This window comes from Arthrobacter sp. UYEF21 (genome assembly GCF_040546085.1).
GTDB lineage: Bacteria > Actinomycetota > Actinomycetes > Actinomycetales > Micrococcaceae > Arthrobacter.
Genome location: NZ_JBEPNF010000005.1, coordinates 67,645 through 83,537, shown reverse-complemented (window position 1 = coordinate 83,537; position 15,893 = coordinate 67,645). Strand labels below are relative to the sequence as shown.

Below are 15,893 nucleotides of genomic sequence, written 5' to 3'. Positions count from 1 at the left end.
TATTCCCATGGCTGGCCCCTGAATTCTGGCGGCCTGCGCTGATTAGGCCTGCCTAACTAGCAAGCGGTGTACCGCACGACAAAGATGAAACTGTTGCGAGAGGAGTCCTGCGATGAGCATTGTGGACAGCTTCGGTTCAAAAGGCAAACTTAATGTAGCCGGAACCGAATACGAAATTTTCCGGTTGAACTCCGTTGAAGGTGCAGAAAACCTTCCGTTCAGCCTCAAGGTATTGCTTGAAAACCTGTTGAGGACCGAGGACGGCGCGAACATCACTGCCGATCACGTGCGCGCCTTGGCGGGCTGGGATCCTAATGCCCAGCCCGATACAGAAATCCAGTTCACGCCTGCCCGCGTGATCATGCAGGACTTCACCGGCGTCCCGTGCGTGGTGGACCTGGCGACAATGCGTGAAGCCGTCAAGGAACTGGGCGGCGATCCCAAGCGGGTCAACCCCCTGGCCCCCGCGGAAATGGTCATTGACCACTCCGTGCAGATTGACGTTTTCGGTAACTCCGGCGCACTGGAGCGCAACATGGAGATCGAATACCAGCGGAACGGTGAGCGTTACCAGTTCCTGCGCTGGGGCCAGACGGCCTTTGATGACTTCAAGGTTGTTCCGCCGGGAACCGGCATTGTGCACCAGGTCAACATCGAATACCTGGCGCGCACGGTCATGACCCGCGAAATCGACGGCGTTGTCCGGGCCTACCCCGACACCTGCGTTGGTACCGACTCGCACACCACCATGGTCAATGGCCTGGGTGTCCTGGGCTGGGGCGTGGGTGGCATCGAAGCCGAAGCGGCCATGCTGGGACAGCCTGTCTCGATGCTCATCCCGCGTGTTGTTGGCTTCAAGCTGACCGGGTCCATCCCGGCCGGCGCCACCGCCACCGACGTTGTGCTGACCATCACCGAGCAGCTGCGCAAGCACGGTGTTGTTGGTAAGTTCGTGGAATTCTACGGCGAGGGCGTTGCCGCGGTGCCGCTCGCGAACCGTGCCACCATCGGCAACATGAGCCCGGAATTCGGTTCCACCGCCGCAATGTTCCCGATCGACGACGTCACATTGGATTACCTGCGGCTCACCGGCCGTTCGGACGAGAATGTGGCACTCGTGGAGTCCTACGCGAAGGAACAGGGCCTCTGGCACGATCCGTCGCATGAGATCAAGTTCTCCGAGTACCTCGAACTGGACCTGTCCACGGTTGTTCCGTCCATCTCCGGCCCGAAGCGTCCGCAGGACCGCATCGAGCTAACGGATGCCAAGGAGCAGTTCCGCAAGGACATCCACAACTACGTCGCCATCGAAGACGGCAGCGTGGACGAGTCCCTGGACGAATCGTTCCCGGCCTCGGACGCACCGTCCTTCACGCACGCCGACTCGCACACCACCGAGACCAGCCGTGTTGTGTCCGCCGCGAACGGCGCCGACGGGCGTCCGAGCAGCCCGGTGCACATCAAGACTGAAGATGGCCGCGAGTTCGAACTGGACCACGGAGCGGTCTCCATCGCTTCGATCACGTCCTGCACCAACACGTCCAACCCGTCGGTGATGCTGGCAGCCGCGCTGCTGGCCCGCAACGCCGTCGACAAGGGCCTGGTGTCGAAGCCGTGGGTCAAGACCTCCGTGGCCCCCGGTTCCAAGGTAGTCACCGACTACTACGAGAAGTCAGGCCTGACGCCGTACCTGGAGAAGCTCGGCTTCTACATCGTGGGCTACGGCTGCGCCACCTGCATTGGCAACTCCGGCCCGCTGGACGCCGAAATCTCGGAAGCCATCCAGGCCAACGACCTTTCCGTCACCGCGGTGCTCTCCGGTAACCGCAACTTCGAAGGCCGGATCAACCCGGACGTGAAGATGAACTACCTGGCCTCCCCGCCGCTTGTCATCGCTTACGCCCTGGCCGGGTCCATGGACTTCGACTTCGACACCGATTCCCTGGGCAAGGACGAAGCCGGCAATGACGTTTTCCTGAAGGACATCTGGCCCAACCCGGTCGAGGTCCAGCAGGTCATCGATTCCTCGATCGACAAGGACATGTTCGCCCGCGGCTACGAGGGTGTTTTTGACGGCGACGCACGCTGGAAGGCGCTCGACACGCCGGCCGGCGACACCTTCGCCTGGGATCCGAACTCCACGTACGTGCGGAAGCCCCCGTACTTCGACGGCATTAAAGCACAGCCGGAGCCCGTCCAGGACATCACCGGCGCACGCGTGCTGCTGAAGCTGGGCGACTCGGTCACCACCGACCACATCTCCCCGGCCGGTTCCTTCAAGTCGGACACCCCCGCCGGCCAGTACCTCCTGGCCAACGGTGTGGAGCGCAAGGACTTCAACTCCTATGGCTCACGCCGTGGCAACCACGAAGTCATGATCCGCGGCACGTTCGCGAACATCCGCATCAAGAACCAGCTGCTCGACGGCGTCGAGGGTGGCTTCACCCGCGATTTCAGCCAGGCAGACGGTCCGCAGGCGAACGTCTACGACGCCGCTCAGAACTACCAGGCAGCCGGCACCCCGCTGGTAGTCCTGGCGGGCAAGGAATACGGCTCCGGATCCTCCCGCGACTGGGCTGCGAAGGGTACGGCGCTCCTGGGCGTCAAGGCCGTCGTCGCCGAAAGCTACGAGCGCATCCACCGCTCCAACCTGATCGGCATGGGCGTCCTGCCCCTGCAGTTCCCGGCTGGAGAATCTGCCGCCACCCTGGGCCTGACCGGCACGGAATCCTTCTCGGTTGAGGGCGTCACCGCCCTGAACGAAGGCACCACGCCCAAGACCCTCAAGGTCACGGCCACAGCAGAAGACGGCTCCGCCAAGTCCTTCGATGCAGTACTCCGCATCGATACCCCGGGCGAGGCCGACTACTACCGCAACGGCGGCATCCTGCAGTACGTCCTGCGCCAGATCTCCGCAAACTAGCCGGTAACTGAACCCACGCAGCAGCCTTTTGAAGCCCCGGCCGGTCACCGACCAGCCGGGGCTTCGGCTTTGCATTTCAACCAAGGCGTTAGAGTTATTAGGCACGTCTACCACCCGAAGGAGGGGTCATTGGGAATCTTGGACACCATCCGGAATCCGCAGGACCTGAACGGACTGTCCCAGGGGCAGCTCGAAGAACTGGCTGATGAGGTCAGGAGTTTCCTGATCACCAATGTCTCCCAGACGGGTGGACACCTGGGTCCCAACCTCGGTGTTGTGGAACTGACGCTGGCCCTGCACCGCATCTTCGATTCGCCGCGGGACAGTATCGTGTTCGACACGGGCCACCAGTCCTACGTGCACAAACTCCTGACCGGTCGCCAGGACTTCCGCACCCTGCGCCAGCAGGGCGGGATGTCCGGCTACCCGTCCCGCGCCGAGTCAGAGCACGACATCGTGGAAAGCTCGCATGCGTCTTCCTCCCTGTCCTGGGCGGACGGTATTTCCCGCGCCAGGCAGCTGACCGGGGAAGGTGACCGCTACGTGGTTGCCGTCGTCGGTGACGGTGCCCTGACCGGCGGCATGGCCTGGGAAGCCATCAACAACATTGCGGCGGACAAACGCCGCCGCGTAGTGATTGTTGTTAATGACAACGGCCGCTCATATGCGCCCACGGTCGGCGGCTTCGCGGACTATCTGGCCTCGCTTCGCCCCACTATCGACTCCTTTCGCGCTGCTCCGGCCTATGAGGGCACGCTGGACTGGTGGAAGAAAAAACTCCAGAGTGGCGGCCCGATGGGCCAGTTCACTTACAAGAGTCTGCATGCCATGAAAAAAGGCATCAAGGACTGGTGGGCTCCACAGGGGATGTTCGAGGGCCTCGGCATGAAGTACATCGGCCCCGTGGACGGCCACAACCTCCAGGCCATGGAGCACGCCCTCTCCACCGCCCGGACCTATGCAGGGCCCGTGATTGTCCATGCCATGACCGAAAAGGGCCATGGCTACGCTCCGGCCCGGGCGCATGAGGCCGATCAGTTCCATGCCGTAGGCATTATCGACCCCGAAACCGGAGAACCCACCGGAGCCTCCGGTGCACAGTCCTGGACGTCTGTCTTTGCCGACGAGATCTCGGTCATCTCCGATGAGCGCGCTGACATTGTGGGCATCACGGGGGCCATGCTGATCCCCGTGGGCCTGCACAAGTTCGCCGCCAAGCACCCGGACCGCGTGATCGACGTCGGCATTGCCGAACAGCACGCACTCACCTCCGCAGCGGGCATGGCTTTCGGTGGCCTCCACCCCGTCGTGGCCCTGTATGCCACCTTCCTGAACCGTGCGTTCGACCAGCTCCTGATGGACGTCGCCCTGCATAAGGCCGGCGTCACCATCGTGTTGGACCGGGCCGGCGTGACCGGGCCGGACGGCGCCAGCCACCACGGCATGTGGGACATGGCCATGGTCCAGATTGTGCCCGGACTGCACCTTGCCGCGCCACGGGACGCCTCCCGGTTGCGGGAGGAACTCCGCGAAGCTGTGGCCATCAACGACGCCCCCACAGTGGTGCGTTTCTCCAAGGGCTCGGTGGGCGCCGAAGTGGAAGCCCTCGAACGGTTGAGCGACGGTGTCGACGTGCTGGCCCGCCGCCCCGCAGGTTCCAGCGAAAACGATGTCCTGATAGTCAGCGTCGGCGCAATGTCCGAACTCGCCTTGGACGTCTCCAACCGGCTCGGCGCCCAGGGCATCAGCACCACCGTGGTGGATCCGCGCTGGGTATTGCCCGTGCGCCGTTCCATCATTGCGCTGGCCTCCCACCACCGGCTGGTCATTTGCATCGAGGATGGCGTCAGGGCCGGCGGCGTAGGGTCACGCATCCGGCAGGAGATGCGCGCGGCCGGGGTGGACACCGCCTTAAACGAGGTGGGGCTTCCTGCTGAATTCCTGGATCACGGTACCCGGAGCCAGGTCATGGAACGCGTGGGACTGACAGCACAGCAGGTCACGCACGACGTCGTCGCCCAGGTTTTGGGCACAAAGGTCCCGTTTGCGCGGCCCCTGCCCGGCCAGGAGCACCCCACCACCGGCAGTCTTCCGATTCTGTGAGGGAAGAAGACGCACTGAAGTATCCGGGCGCAGCAGCGGAAAGAGGACCGGCGACGCATACCAGCACCACGCGGGTTCCAGCCGACCTGCAGCCCGGCCAGCTGGTGGTGGCGCGCAACAGGAAATGGAACGGCAAAGCCCACTGGGTGGTTCCGGGGCGCTACCTGGGGGAGGACCGGCACGGCTGGTGGATCTTCCAAGGGACGAACGAGTTCTGCTCCCGGCCCGGTGCGGCGTTCTACACCCAGTCCGATGCCGTGCTGCTGGTACCGCGTTCCGGAGACTGGGTTGCAACGTTCTACGATTCGGCCCACCCCAGCGGGGTCCGGGTCTACGTCGACCTGGCAGTTGCCCATGAGTGGACGGAGATCCGGGCGGCCGTCACCGAGTTCCATGTCATCGACATGGACCTGGACGTCATCCGGATGGCGGGGCGTGGCGTCTTCATTGACGACCAGGACGAGTTCGCCGAGCACCGGATCGCCATGAACTACCCGGACCGGCTGGTGGACGATATCCAGGCGGCCGCGGACGAGCTATATCAGGCCGTCAAGGCACAGCACGCACCGTTCGACGGCACCCACGTCGAATGGTTCACGAAGGGACGGGCATGAGCGGAATTATCAGGGTCTACAAACGGGACGACGAGGGAGCGCTGCACTTCCGCGAAGGCTGGTTTGACGAGGACTACAGCCAGTTTGTGATGAACTACGGTGTGGTGGGCCACCAGAGCAAGACCGAAGAGACAGACGTTGCGGACGCCGCTGCCGCGGAGGGACTGATGGACGCCTTTGCGGTCCAGTGTGGCGAGGACGGCTACGCCGAGATCCCTGAGGAAGAACAGTTCTGGGTGGTTGCCCAGTTCGCCCTCAAGACCAAGGACGGCACCGAGAGGGACCGCTACCTTGAGGAGAAAGCCAAGGACGCCCTCATCAGCCATCTGGCCTGGCGTGGACTGGGTACCGTTGAACGCTCCGAGTTCAGCGACTACAAGCTGAACATCTTCTGCCTCTGCCCTGAGGTGAACAAGGCTGTCAGCGCCATCAAGATCTGCAGCCGTGGTGAGGACCTGGACTTCACCAAGCTGAGCATCGGCGCCGCACCCTGCAAGGAACCGGCCAACTTCAAACTCAAGCACTCGGCGAAACCCGCCAACAGCTTCAGCGTTTAGGGGATCTCCGTGACTGAATACCGCCGCCTGGGAAAGTCCGGGCTGACCGTCTCCGTGGTGGGGCTCGGCTGCAACAACCTGGGCCGCGCCCAAACGGTGACCGAGTCACAGGAGGGGACGGACGCCGTCGTGCATGCCGCCCTCGACGCCGGGGTGACGCTCTTCGACGTTGCCGACAACTACGGGCGCGAGCCCGGACTCAGCGAAACGATGCTGGGTAAGGCCCTGGCCGGCCGGCGCGATGAGGCCGTGGTGGCCACCAAGTTCGGGATGAACATGCGCGGAGCCAACGGACCAGACTACGGTGCCAGGGGCTCCCGGCGCTACATCATCCGCGCCGCCGAAGCCTCACTGCGCCGCCTCGGTACTGACTGGATCGACCTTTACCAGTTCCATACTCCGGACCCGCTGACCCCCATCGAGGAAACCCTGTCCGCCCTCGATGACCTCGTCACCAGCGGCAAGGTGCGCTACATCGGGCACTCAAACCGCGCCGGCTGGCAGATCGCCGAGGCCGAATTTGTGGCCCGCGCAGCCGGCGGGGCGCGCTTTATCTCCACCCAGAACCACTACAACCTCCTGGATCGGCGGGCCGAACTGGAAGTCACTCCGGTGGCGGAAGCCTACGGCTTGGGCGTCCTGCCGTATTTCCCGCTGGCCAACGGGCTGCTCACCGGAAAATACGCGCCGGACAAGGCGCCGGAAGGTTCCCGGCTCAGCCATACCCGAACCCACATGGTGCACGACGCCGACTGGGGCCAGCTCCAGCGGTTCAGCGACTTCGCCGCGGAACGCCGGCTGACCGAGATTCAGGTGGCCTTCTCCTGGCTCGCGGCGCAGCCTGCCGTCAGCAGCGTGATCGCGGGGGCCACCAGGCCCGAACAGATCCGCCAGAACGCCGAGGCCGTGGCATGGGTGCCTACGCCGGCGGAGCTTGAGGAACTGGACGGGATCTTTCCCAAGGTCCCCAAAGTGGCACTCTTCTAGGGATCCCACCGATGACCAGGCTCCTGCTGGACGTTGACACCGGGATCGACGACGCCCTGGCGCTGGCCTACCTGGCCTCGCTGCCCGACGTGGAGTTTGTGGCCGTCACGGCGTCGGCCGGGAACGTGGATGCGCACCAGGTGGCACGCAACACGCTGGCCATGTTGGAACTGTGCGGCCGCACCGGGGTTGAGGTCGTGGTCGGCGCGGAAGGTCCACTCACCATTCCGCTGGTGACAACACCGGAGACACATGGCCCCCAGGGGCTTGGGTATGCGGTCCTGCCGCGGCCGTCCGGGACGGTGTCGCCGCGGCACGCGGCCGATTTATGGGTGGAGGCGGCCCGGGCCAGTCCGGGGGAACTGACGGCCCTGATTACGGCACCGCTGACGAATTTCGCGCTGGCCATCCGGCGTGAACCGCGGCTGCCCGAACTGCTGGGCAAGGTGGTGATCATGGGCGGCAGCTTTTACCACCAGGGGAACACCACGCCTACAGCCGAATGGAATACGCACGTTGATCCGCAGGCGGCCAAGGAAGTTTATGCGGCCTACCGCGGCTTGCCGGTGGACCGGCTGCCCATTGTCTGTTCACTGGACACCACTGAGCGGATCGAGCTGCGGCCCGAGCATGTGTGGCGGCTTGCGGAAGCTGCCGGCTGCGGCGAGCCGGAATTGGTGCTGCCAAAGCAGCCTGAAGGGCTCAGGAGCACTGCGGACAGTCCGCTGGTACGGCACCTGTCCGATGCCCTGCGCTTCTACTTTGAGTTTCACCGGCTCCATGGCCAGGGCTACCTGGCGCACGTCCACGACTACTTCGCCGCCGGTGTGGCGGCCGGGACCCTCGACTATGCAACCCGCCTGGCCACCGTGGATGTCGAGGTTGAATCGGCGCTGTTGATGGGGACCACCGTGGCCGACTACAGGAACCTGTGGAAGCATCCGCCCAACGCCCGGATCGTCTCGGACAACAACCCGCCGCAGGCCTTCGACGAACTGGTGTCCTCCCTCGGGCGCCTGGCCCGCAGGGTCGGCTGAGACCGGGCCCTTCCCGGTAGAATGATGGGCGGGACCGGGCCGGCGCAGACGCCCCCGGCTGCCGCCGAGGTGACATAGGCGGCGTTCCGCAACGCCCGGGGCCATCCGGGCGCCACAGCCCGCATCCTTCGAAGGAACGCCATGTCATCGCACCCCCTCACACTGCCGCCGCACACGCCGGCCACTGCCCGGAACCGTCGCCTGCTCGAAATCCTCGGTGCCGTGGCCATTGCCGGCACCTATATCTATCTGGTGCTGAACCAGCCCGCGGACATCACCGGCGGCCCGGGCAGCGCCTCAGCCCTGATCGCCCTGTCCGGCTTCCTCGTGGGCGCGGCGCTGCTGATCATCGGCGTCCTGCCCACGCTGCCCGTCTCCACGCTGGTTCTGATTCCGGTGGCCCTGGTGCTGAACATTGTCCTGGGCCAGTTCGTGGGCAGCACCTTGGTGCCGTTCTACCTCGACGCCATCGGCACCGTCCTGATTGCCGTTCTGGCCGGACCTGCCGCAGGTGCTGCCACGGGCGCCCTCAGCAGCATTGTCTGGTCATTCTTCAACCCGACAGTCCTGCCCTTCGCCGCCGGTGCCGCCCTGATCGGCTGCCTGGCCGGCCTCGCCGCCCGCTACGGCCTGTTCCGTCGCTTCTACCTGGCGCCGGTGGCCGGCTTCCTGACCGGCATCATCGGCGGTGTGGTCTCCGCCCCCGTGGCCGCGTTCGTCTTCGGCGGCACCTCAGGGCTGGCCACCGGCGCCATCGTCAGCGCTTTCCGCTCCATGGGCGACACGCTCCTGGCCGCGATCACCAAGCAGGCCCTGATCTCGGACCCCATGGACAAGGCCATCGTCTTTACGCTCGTAGCCGTCCTGGTGTACGCCCTGCCACGCCGTACCCTCCTGCAGTTCCCTTTTGTCCGGGGGCGCCGCGTGCTCGCCGGCAAATCCATCGACCAGCTCGCCGGCAAATCCATCGACCAGCCCGCCGGCAATTCCACCGACCAGCCCGTCGTCCGGGATTCCTGACCCACGCCCTGATGCGCCTCCACCCTCTGACATCGCTCGCGGCCGCTGGCAGCACCGCAATCATCACGACGGCGGCCGCAAGCTGGCCGTTGTCCCTCGCCGTGATCGCCGCGGCCGCGGTTCTGTCAGTCGCCGGGGGAGCCGCGCGCCGGATGCTGCCGGCGGCGGCGGTCATCCTTATTCCATTGGTTTTGTCGCTGCTTGCCCTGCACGGACTGTTCTTTCCTGAGGGCACCACGGTCCTGGCGCAGTGGGGACCGGCCCGCGTCACCGTCGAAGGACTGCAGTTTGCCCTCCAACGGGCTGCGCAGATTTCCGCAGCAGTGCTGGTGCTGCTGCTCTGTTCGTTCACCATGAGCGTCCCGGACCTGGTGGCTTCCCTGTCCACTCGCGGCGTCCACGCGCGGTTCGCGTTTGTGGTCGCCTCCACCCTGACACTGTTGCCGGCCATCAGCTCGCGGCTGGCCCGGATCCGGCAAGCCCAGGAAGCGCGAGGCCTGGTGATCAGGCCTGGAATTGTCGGGCGTGCGGGCGCGTTCCGGTGGCAGGCGGTTCCCTTGGTGCTGGCCCTCGTGGAAGAGGCCGGCTCACGCGCGGCGGCCTTGCAGGCCCGCGGTTTTGGCAGTGCCGGGCCGCACACCAGTTACCGGGAAGTGCCGGATCCTCCGGCACAGCGGTGGGTGCGCCTGGTCCTGCTGCTCGCGGCGGTGGCGGCCATCGCCGCGCGGCTCTTGCAGCCGACGGCGGGTGCTTAGCTGTGGCGCATACCTCACCGCCGGCACTGGCAGCGGGGATCGAAGAATTTGTCTTCACCGGGGAGCAGGTACCGGTCCTGACGGGCATTGAGCTGTCCTTCGCCGCGGGCACGATGACCGCCGTGCTGGGCGGCTCCGGCAGCGGAAAATCAACGGTAGGACGCCTGCTCGCCGGCTGGCTGCTGCCCGGCAACGGCGGGTCCCTCACCGGATTTCTTGAGCTCGCAGGAACGCGCCTTCGTTTCACCGGGACGGCTGCCGATCACCGTATCGATCCCGGCAGCTGGGGCCGCCAGGTGGGTCTGGTGCCGCAGGATCCTGCGGCCGCCCTGTCCACGGTCCGTGCCACGGTTGCCGAGGAGCTGGCCTTTGGACTCGAAAACGCGGGGATGGACCGCGGGAAGATGGCGGACGCCGTCCTGGGCACAGCAGCACTGACCGGCCTGACCCACTTGTTGGACCAGGACCCAGCCATGCTTTCAGGCGGTCAGCTGCGCCGCCTGGCCATCGGCTGCGCTGTCATTCCGCGCCCGGCAGTTCTTATCATGGACGAGCCCTTCGCCTCCCTTGACGCGGACGGTGCCGCGGACCTCGCAGCGCTGGTGTGGAGCCTGGTCCAGGACGGCACCGCCGTCGTGATCCTGAGCCAGCGGGCCGATGCCTTCCTGCACAACGCCGACACCTGGCTGGTGCTTGCCGGCGGTGCCGTAGCTGCGGGAGGCACCCCGGCCGAAATCGTGGCTGCCGGGGTGCTGGAAAGGGCGGGCGTGGTCTGCCCCGGACCCTACACCGGCATGCCGCCGCTGGGGGCAGACAGCTATCCAGCCGCCGTCGACAGTCCGCCGGCCGTGGAACTTCGAGACATCGCTTTCACGTACCGGCGGACCAAGCGTGGAGGCTGGTTCAGGACAAAGCCGAGTCCGCCGGCTGACCCGGTCCTGCACGGACTCAGCCTGACCGTCAGCGCCGGCGAGATCCTGGCTGTGACAGGGCCCAACGCAGCTGGAAAATCCACGATGCTTCGGCACCTCAACGGCTTGCTGCAACCAACAGCAGGCAGCGTGCTGGTCAAGGGGCGGAACATTGGAGGGCAGCCGGTGGGACGTGTGGCGGCCGACGTCGGGCTCCTTTTCCAGCAGCCCAGGGACCAGCTGTTTGAGCGGACCGTCGAACGGGAAGTCCGCTTCGGACTGGACCGCCGGCGGTCAGGGGCGGACGAGGCGGTGCAGCTAGCCCTCGCCGCCGTTGGCCTGGAGCACCTTGCCGGACGGCATCCTGCGGAGCTGCCCGCGTCCCAGCAGCGCCTGCTTGCGCTTGCCACAGTGCTGGCCCGCCGTCCATCAGTCCTTGCGCTGGATGAACCAACGGTAGCCCTTGACGGCCATGGACTGGCCGTGCTGGACCGGGTGGTCCGCAGCACGACGGCGGAGGGCACCGCCGTCGTGCTGGTCACCCACGACCTGGACTATGCACGGTCTATCGCGCACCGGCTGGTGCGGCTCGACGCCGGCCGGCTGCGGCGGATTTGAGCGGCCAGTAGCCTCACCTTGGAGTTTTTGGTCAGATAACACGGATTTAAAGGCCGTTAGGAGGCGTTATCTGACCAAAAACTCTTCAGGCGGGGGGAGCGGGAGGCGGGGAGGCCGCGGCCGTGCTGGAAGCAACGCCCGGTGCGTGAAAGCGCTGGCCGTTCACCCGCTCCGAGGCGCCAACGCGGTCCAGATACGGCGTGATGCCACCCAGGAACATGGGCCAGCCAGCGCCAAGGATCATGCACAGGTCAATGTCCTCGGGGCCGGCCACCACACCCTCGTCCAGCATGAGGCCGATTTCCTCTGCCAGGGCATCCTGGACCCGGTGCAGGACTTCAGCTCCGGTGGAGGGGGACGTGCCGAAGGACATGAGAGAGAGGGTGGACGCGGGGATTTCCTGGGAGCCCTCAGCGGTGGGGGCCCAGATCGACTTTACGCCGTTGTCGATCAGCTTCTGCAGGTTGGCGGACACCTCAAAGCGGTCGCCGAACGCGGCGTGCAGGGACTCCTGGACGTGCTGGGCCACCGGCAGGCCCACCATGGCACCCAGCGTGAACGGGGTCATCGGCAGGCCCATGGGCCGGAGCGCGTTGTCGGCAATGTCGGCGGGGGTGCCTTCATCAAACGCCGCTGTCACTTCGCCCATAAGGCGCAGCAGGACCCTGTTGACCACAAAGGCGCGCGCATCCTTGACCAGTACGGCCGTCTTCTGCAAGCCCTTGGCCAGCTCAAACGCGGTGGCCAGCACGGCGTCGTCGGTCTTGGGCGCACGGACGATTTCCAGCAGCGGCATGACCGCCACCGGGTTGAAGAAGTGGAACCCGACCAGCCGTTCGGGGTGGGCTAGGTCCTCGGCCATGGCGGTGACGGACAGGGATGAAGTGTTGCTGGCGAGGATGCAGTCCGGCGAGACGATGGCTTCCACTTCGGCGAAGACCTGCTTTTTGACGTTCAGCTCTTCGAAAACGGCCTCAATGACGAAGTCGGCGTCGGCGAAGGCTTCCTTGGATACCGAGCCTGTGACCAGTGCCCTGGTGCGGTTGGCTGCGTCCGGGCTGATCCGCTTCTTTCCAAGGAGCTTGTCCACCTCGGCATGGACGTAACCCACCCCCTTGTCCACGCGGGCCTGGTCGATGTCGGTCATGACCACGGGGACCTTGAGCTGCCGGGCGAACAGCAACGCGAGCTGGCTCGCCATCAGGCCTGCGCCCACCACGCCTACCTTGTTTACCGGCCGTGCGAGCTTCCGGTCCAGGGCGCCCGCCGGCCGCTTGGACCGCTTCTGGACCAGGTCCAGGAAGGCGTAGACCGTGGAGCGGAATTCATCGCTCTGCATCAGCCCGGCAAGGGTCTCGCACTCGAGGGCCGACGACTCGGCCTGGCTCGTAGTGCGGTTAGCCTCCAGGATGTCCAAGACCTTGCCCGGCGCAGGGGACGCGTTGGACGTTTTGGCCTCCACCAGCGCACGCCCTGCTTTGACGGCCGCTGACCAGCGGGCGGCGACGGCGGGGTCGGAAGGGTCGACGGCGTTGGCCCGCTCGGGAGTGACCTCGCCGGTGATGACCTTTGCAGCCCAGAGGAGGGACTGCTCCAGGAAGTCGGCCGGTTCGAACAAGGCATCGGCGATGCCGAGCTCGAAGGCCTGCGGCCCGCTGAGGGTGCGGTTGTTGCTGAGTGGATTTTCGATCATCACCTTGACCGCATTCTCCGGACCGATCAGCCGCGGCAGGATGTAGACCCCGCCCCAGCCGGGCACGAGGCCGAGGAAGGCTTCAGGCAGCGCCAGCGCGCCGGCCCCCGTAGATACGGTGCGGTAGGTGGACTGCAGAGCGATCTCCAGGCCACCGCCCAGGGCAACACCGTTGATGAAGGCGAAACTGGGTACGCCGAGGTTGGCCAACGTGGTGTAAACCTCGTGGCCGAGCTGGGCCATCCACAAACCGTGTTCGCGGTTCTCCAGTGACTTGACTGCGGACAGGTCTGCGCCGGCCACCAGGAAGTAGGGCTTGCCGGTGACGCCGACGCCGACGATCTCACCGCGGGCGGCACGCTCCTTTAGCCCCTCCAGGACGGTGCCCAGTTCAACCAGGGTGTTCGGGCCCAGGGTGGTGGGCTTCGAGTGGTCCAGGCCGTTATCGAGGGTGATCAGTGCAACGACTCCAGGGCTTCGCTGGCTCGGTGCCGCCGGCAGTTCGACGTCCTGGACGTAGGAGTGCGTCACAGTTTCATTCGGAAATAGTTCGGCAAGCTTGGTGAAATCTGCGGCGCTCATGAGGCAGCTCCTTCGGTGGTTGCTTCAGTAGTTGCTTCGTGGGCCTCTGCTGCGACGGCGCCGTTGTAGTCGGCGTGGTGCGGGTTTTCCCAGATGACGGTGGCGCCCATGCCCAGACCGATGCACATGGTGGTGATGCCGTACCGGACGGACGGGTCTTCCTCGAACTGCCGCGCCAGTTGGTTCATCAGCCTGACGCCGGAGGAGGCCAGCGGGTGGCCCACCGCAATGGCGCCGCCGTAGCGATTAACCCGGGGATCGTCGTCGGAAATGCCAAAGTGGTCCAGGAAACTCAACACCTGGACGGCAAAGGCTTCGTTAATCTCGAAAAGCCCGATGTCCTCAATGGCCAGTCCAGCATTCTTCAGGGCCTTTTCGGTGGCGGGAACGGGCCCGATGCCCATGACTTCCGGCTCAACCCCTGCGTAGGCGTAGTTGACCAGGCGCATTTTGATGGACAGGCCCAGCTCCGCGGCGGCCTCGGAGGATGCCAAAACGGCTGCGGTGGCGCCGTCGTTGAGGCCGGCGGCGTTGCCCGCCGTTACGCGGCCGTGGGCGCGGAAAGGAGTGCGCAGGGCGGCGAGGTCCGCCAGCGTGGTGCCTGGGCGGGGCGGCTCGTCAACGCTGTTCAGCGTCCAGCCCTGGCCCGGCTTCAGGGCCGCCACAGAAACGAGGTCAGGTTGGATCTGCTCGCGGGCGTACGCCGCCGCCAGCTTGTCCTGGGAGGCAACAGCGTAGGCGTCCGTGCGTTCCTTGGTGATATCGGGGAAACGGTCATGCAGGTTTTCCGCCGTATTGCCCATGTTCAGGGCGGCCGGATCAACCAGGCGCTCGGCCATAAAGCGCGGGTTCGGATCGGCGCCGGAGCCCATCGGGTGGTTGCCCATGTGCTCCACACCCCCGGCAATCACGACGTCGTACGCGCCGAAACCGATGCCGCTCGCCGTCGTGGTGACTGCGGTCATTGCGCCGGCGCACATCCTGTCTATGGCGAAGCCGGGCACCGTACGGGGGAGCCCGGCCAGAAGGGCGGCCGTGCGGCCGAGCGTCAGGCCCTGATCTCCGGTCTGGGTGGTGGCGGCTACGGCCACTTCGTCGATCCGCGCCGCGGGCAGGGTGGGGTTGCGGCGCAAGAGTTCGCGGATGCACTTCACCATCAGGTCATCGGCACGGGTTCCGGCATAGATGCCTTTCTCGCCGGCCTTCCCGAAGGGGGTACGGACGCCGTCAACAAAAACGACGTCGCGGACAGTGCGCGGTGACCCGCTGCTTCCGTGGTGGCTCACGTTTACTCCTCATCGAGACATTGGCGCCGGCCGGAGGCAAAGGGGCAGCACTCGCCCGGACGGCAGTAGGCACTACGTTACTCATGAGTAACATGCTGCGCAAGGAACTGCACCGAAGTGCAAGGACCCACTACTGCCGGTTCCCCCGAATGGGGGAAGGGGACCACCCTTTCCGGGGAGGAACGGCGGCTCCCCGAACGGGATGTTGGAACCATGACTACAAACCAAAACGAAAGTCCGCGGAAAACTGTTCCCGCGTGCGGGTCGCAATGTCCGCCGCAACCTCCTGGCATCCTGCATCGCCCATCGGCTGGTTGCGAAGGCCCCGCCAAAGCAGCCGCGGCCGTGGTTGCCGTGAGAAGGCAGGGAGGACTGCGTTGGGAGAACTGGACCATGTACTGGGCGTGCTCCGGGCTCCTGTTGATCCCGAAGCGATCGGGGCATCAGCAGGTCCGGGGACTGGGATCCAGTACCGGAAGCCTGTCCCCGCGGCCGGTTCGATCCCCCGCCCGACGACGGACCTGGACCCTCGCCCGCTCACAGAGCTGGAGGAGCTGGTGGACCGGCACCGCTCTGCGGGGTTCCTTGTGGAACTGCAGGTCACCGCTGATACGTCGGCGGTGCCGGTGCTGCTTGCCCGCGAGGCGTATCGCGTCCTCCAGGCCTGGAGCATGGGACCGGGGCGACGTGCGAAGTCGCGGTGCCAGTGTCGGGCGGGCGGGACACTGGAAGGCTGGGAATCCGCCTCAGCAACGAGCTCTCCACGAATCAGGCCAAGCAGCGGGGTCAGGCCAATCAGGGTGGGCC

General features: G+C 65.6%; 11 protein-coding genes. 9 read left to right on the top strand and 2 right to left on the bottom strand.

All coding sequences use genetic code 11. The features are described 5' to 3' along the window. The first annotated feature begins 112 nt into the window (after nucleotides 1-112). From acnA to ABIB27_RS07680, 9 genes are all read left to right on the top strand, one after another. Nucleotides 113-2,923 carry an aconitate hydratase AcnA gene (gene acnA / locus ABIB27_RS07720; RefSeq protein WP_354216653.1) on the top strand — a complete coding sequence of 937 codons (2,811 nt, stop codon included), beginning with the start codon at nucleotides 113-115 and terminating at the stop codon, nucleotides 2,921-2,923. A 129-nt stretch (nucleotides 2,924-3,052) separates the two neighbouring features. Further along, on the top strand, nucleotides 3,053-5,026 hold the full coding sequence (gene dxs / locus ABIB27_RS07715; RefSeq protein ID WP_354216654.1) for a 1-deoxy-D-xylulose-5-phosphate synthase: 1,974 nt from the start codon (nucleotides 3,053-3,055) through the stop codon (nucleotides 5,024-5,026). Beyond that, nucleotides 5,023-5,640: a DUF402 domain-containing protein gene (locus ABIB27_RS07710; RefSeq protein WP_354216655.1), complete on the top strand. Its 618-nt coding sequence runs from the start codon at nucleotides 5,023-5,025 to the stop codon at nucleotides 5,638-5,640. Before dxs ends, ABIB27_RS07710 begins: the two co-directional genes overlap by 4 nt. Next, the gene (locus tag ABIB27_RS07705) at nucleotides 5,637-6,197 is read left to right on the top strand and encodes a hypothetical protein (protein WP_354216656.1); all 561 of its coding nucleotides are present in this window, start codon (nucleotides 5,637-5,639) and stop codon (nucleotides 6,195-6,197) included. Before ABIB27_RS07710 ends, ABIB27_RS07705 begins: the two co-directional genes overlap by 4 nt. A gap of 9 nt (nucleotides 6,198-6,206) precedes the next feature. After that, the gene (locus ABIB27_RS07700; protein ID WP_354216657.1) at nucleotides 6,207-7,184 is read left to right on the top strand and encodes an aldo/keto reductase; all 978 of its coding nucleotides are present in this window, start codon (nucleotides 6,207-6,209) and stop codon (nucleotides 7,182-7,184) included. An 11-nt stretch (nucleotides 7,185-7,195) separates the two neighbouring features. Further along, complete coding sequence (locus ABIB27_RS07695) at nucleotides 7,196-8,221, top strand: nucleoside hydrolase (protein WP_354216658.1); 1,026 nt, start codon at nucleotides 7,196-7,198, stop codon at nucleotides 8,219-8,221. A 141-nt stretch (nucleotides 8,222-8,362) separates the two neighbouring features. Next, a complete protein-coding gene (locus tag ABIB27_RS07690; RefSeq protein WP_354216659.1) occupies nucleotides 8,363-9,241 on the top strand; it encodes an ECF transporter S component in 879 nt (292 codons plus the stop codon). An 11-nt stretch (nucleotides 9,242-9,252) separates the two neighbouring features. Then, on the top strand, nucleotides 9,253-9,996 hold the full coding sequence (locus tag ABIB27_RS07685; RefSeq protein ID WP_354216660.1) for an energy-coupling factor transporter transmembrane component T: 744 nt from the start codon (nucleotides 9,253-9,255) through the stop codon (nucleotides 9,994-9,996). Between the two features lie 2 nt (nucleotides 9,997-9,998). Further along, a complete protein-coding gene (locus ABIB27_RS07680) occupies nucleotides 9,999-11,525 on the top strand; it encodes an ABC transporter ATP-binding protein (protein WP_354216661.1) in 1,527 nt (508 codons plus the stop codon). An 85-nt stretch (nucleotides 11,526-11,610) separates the two neighbouring features. Here the strand turns inward: ABIB27_RS07680 and ABIB27_RS07675 are convergent, their stop codons facing one another. Next, on the bottom strand, nucleotides 11,611-13,800 hold the full coding sequence (locus ABIB27_RS07675) for a 3-hydroxyacyl-CoA dehydrogenase NAD-binding domain-containing protein (protein ID WP_354216662.1): 2,190 nt from the start codon (nucleotides 13,798-13,800) through the stop codon (nucleotides 11,611-11,613). Next, complete coding sequence (locus ABIB27_RS07670) at nucleotides 13,797-15,086, bottom strand: thiolase family protein (RefSeq protein WP_354216663.1); 1,290 nt, start codon at nucleotides 15,084-15,086, stop codon at nucleotides 13,797-13,799. The genes ABIB27_RS07675 and ABIB27_RS07670 overlap by 4 nt, the downstream gene beginning before the upstream one ends. Between the last annotated feature and the right edge of the window lie 807 nt (nucleotides 15,087-15,893).

What these genes read in the sequence shown, in the direction of transcription:
- ABIB27_RS07685 (WP_354216660.1), top strand. Translation starts at nt 9,253, where the DNA reads ATGCGCCTCCACCCTCTGACATCGCTCGCGGCCGCTGGCAGCACCGCA.
- ABIB27_RS07705 (WP_354216656.1), top strand. Translation starts at nt 5,637, where the DNA reads ATGAGCGGAATTATCAGGGTCTACAAACGGGACGACGAGGGAGCGCTG.
- ABIB27_RS07690 (WP_354216659.1), top strand. Translation starts at nt 8,363, where the DNA reads ATGTCATCGCACCCCCTCACACTGCCGCCGCACACGCCGGCCACTGCC.
- ABIB27_RS07695 (WP_354216658.1), top strand. Translation starts at nt 7,196, where the DNA reads ATGACCAGGCTCCTGCTGGACGTTGACACCGGGATCGACGACGCCCTG.
- ABIB27_RS07675 (WP_354216662.1), bottom strand. Translation starts at nt 13,800, where the DNA reads ATGAGCGCCGCAGATTTCACCAAGCTTGCCGAACTATTTCCGAATGAA.
- acnA (WP_354216653.1), top strand. Translation starts at nt 113, where the DNA reads ATGAGCATTGTGGACAGCTTCGGTTCAAAAGGCAAACTTAATGTAGCC.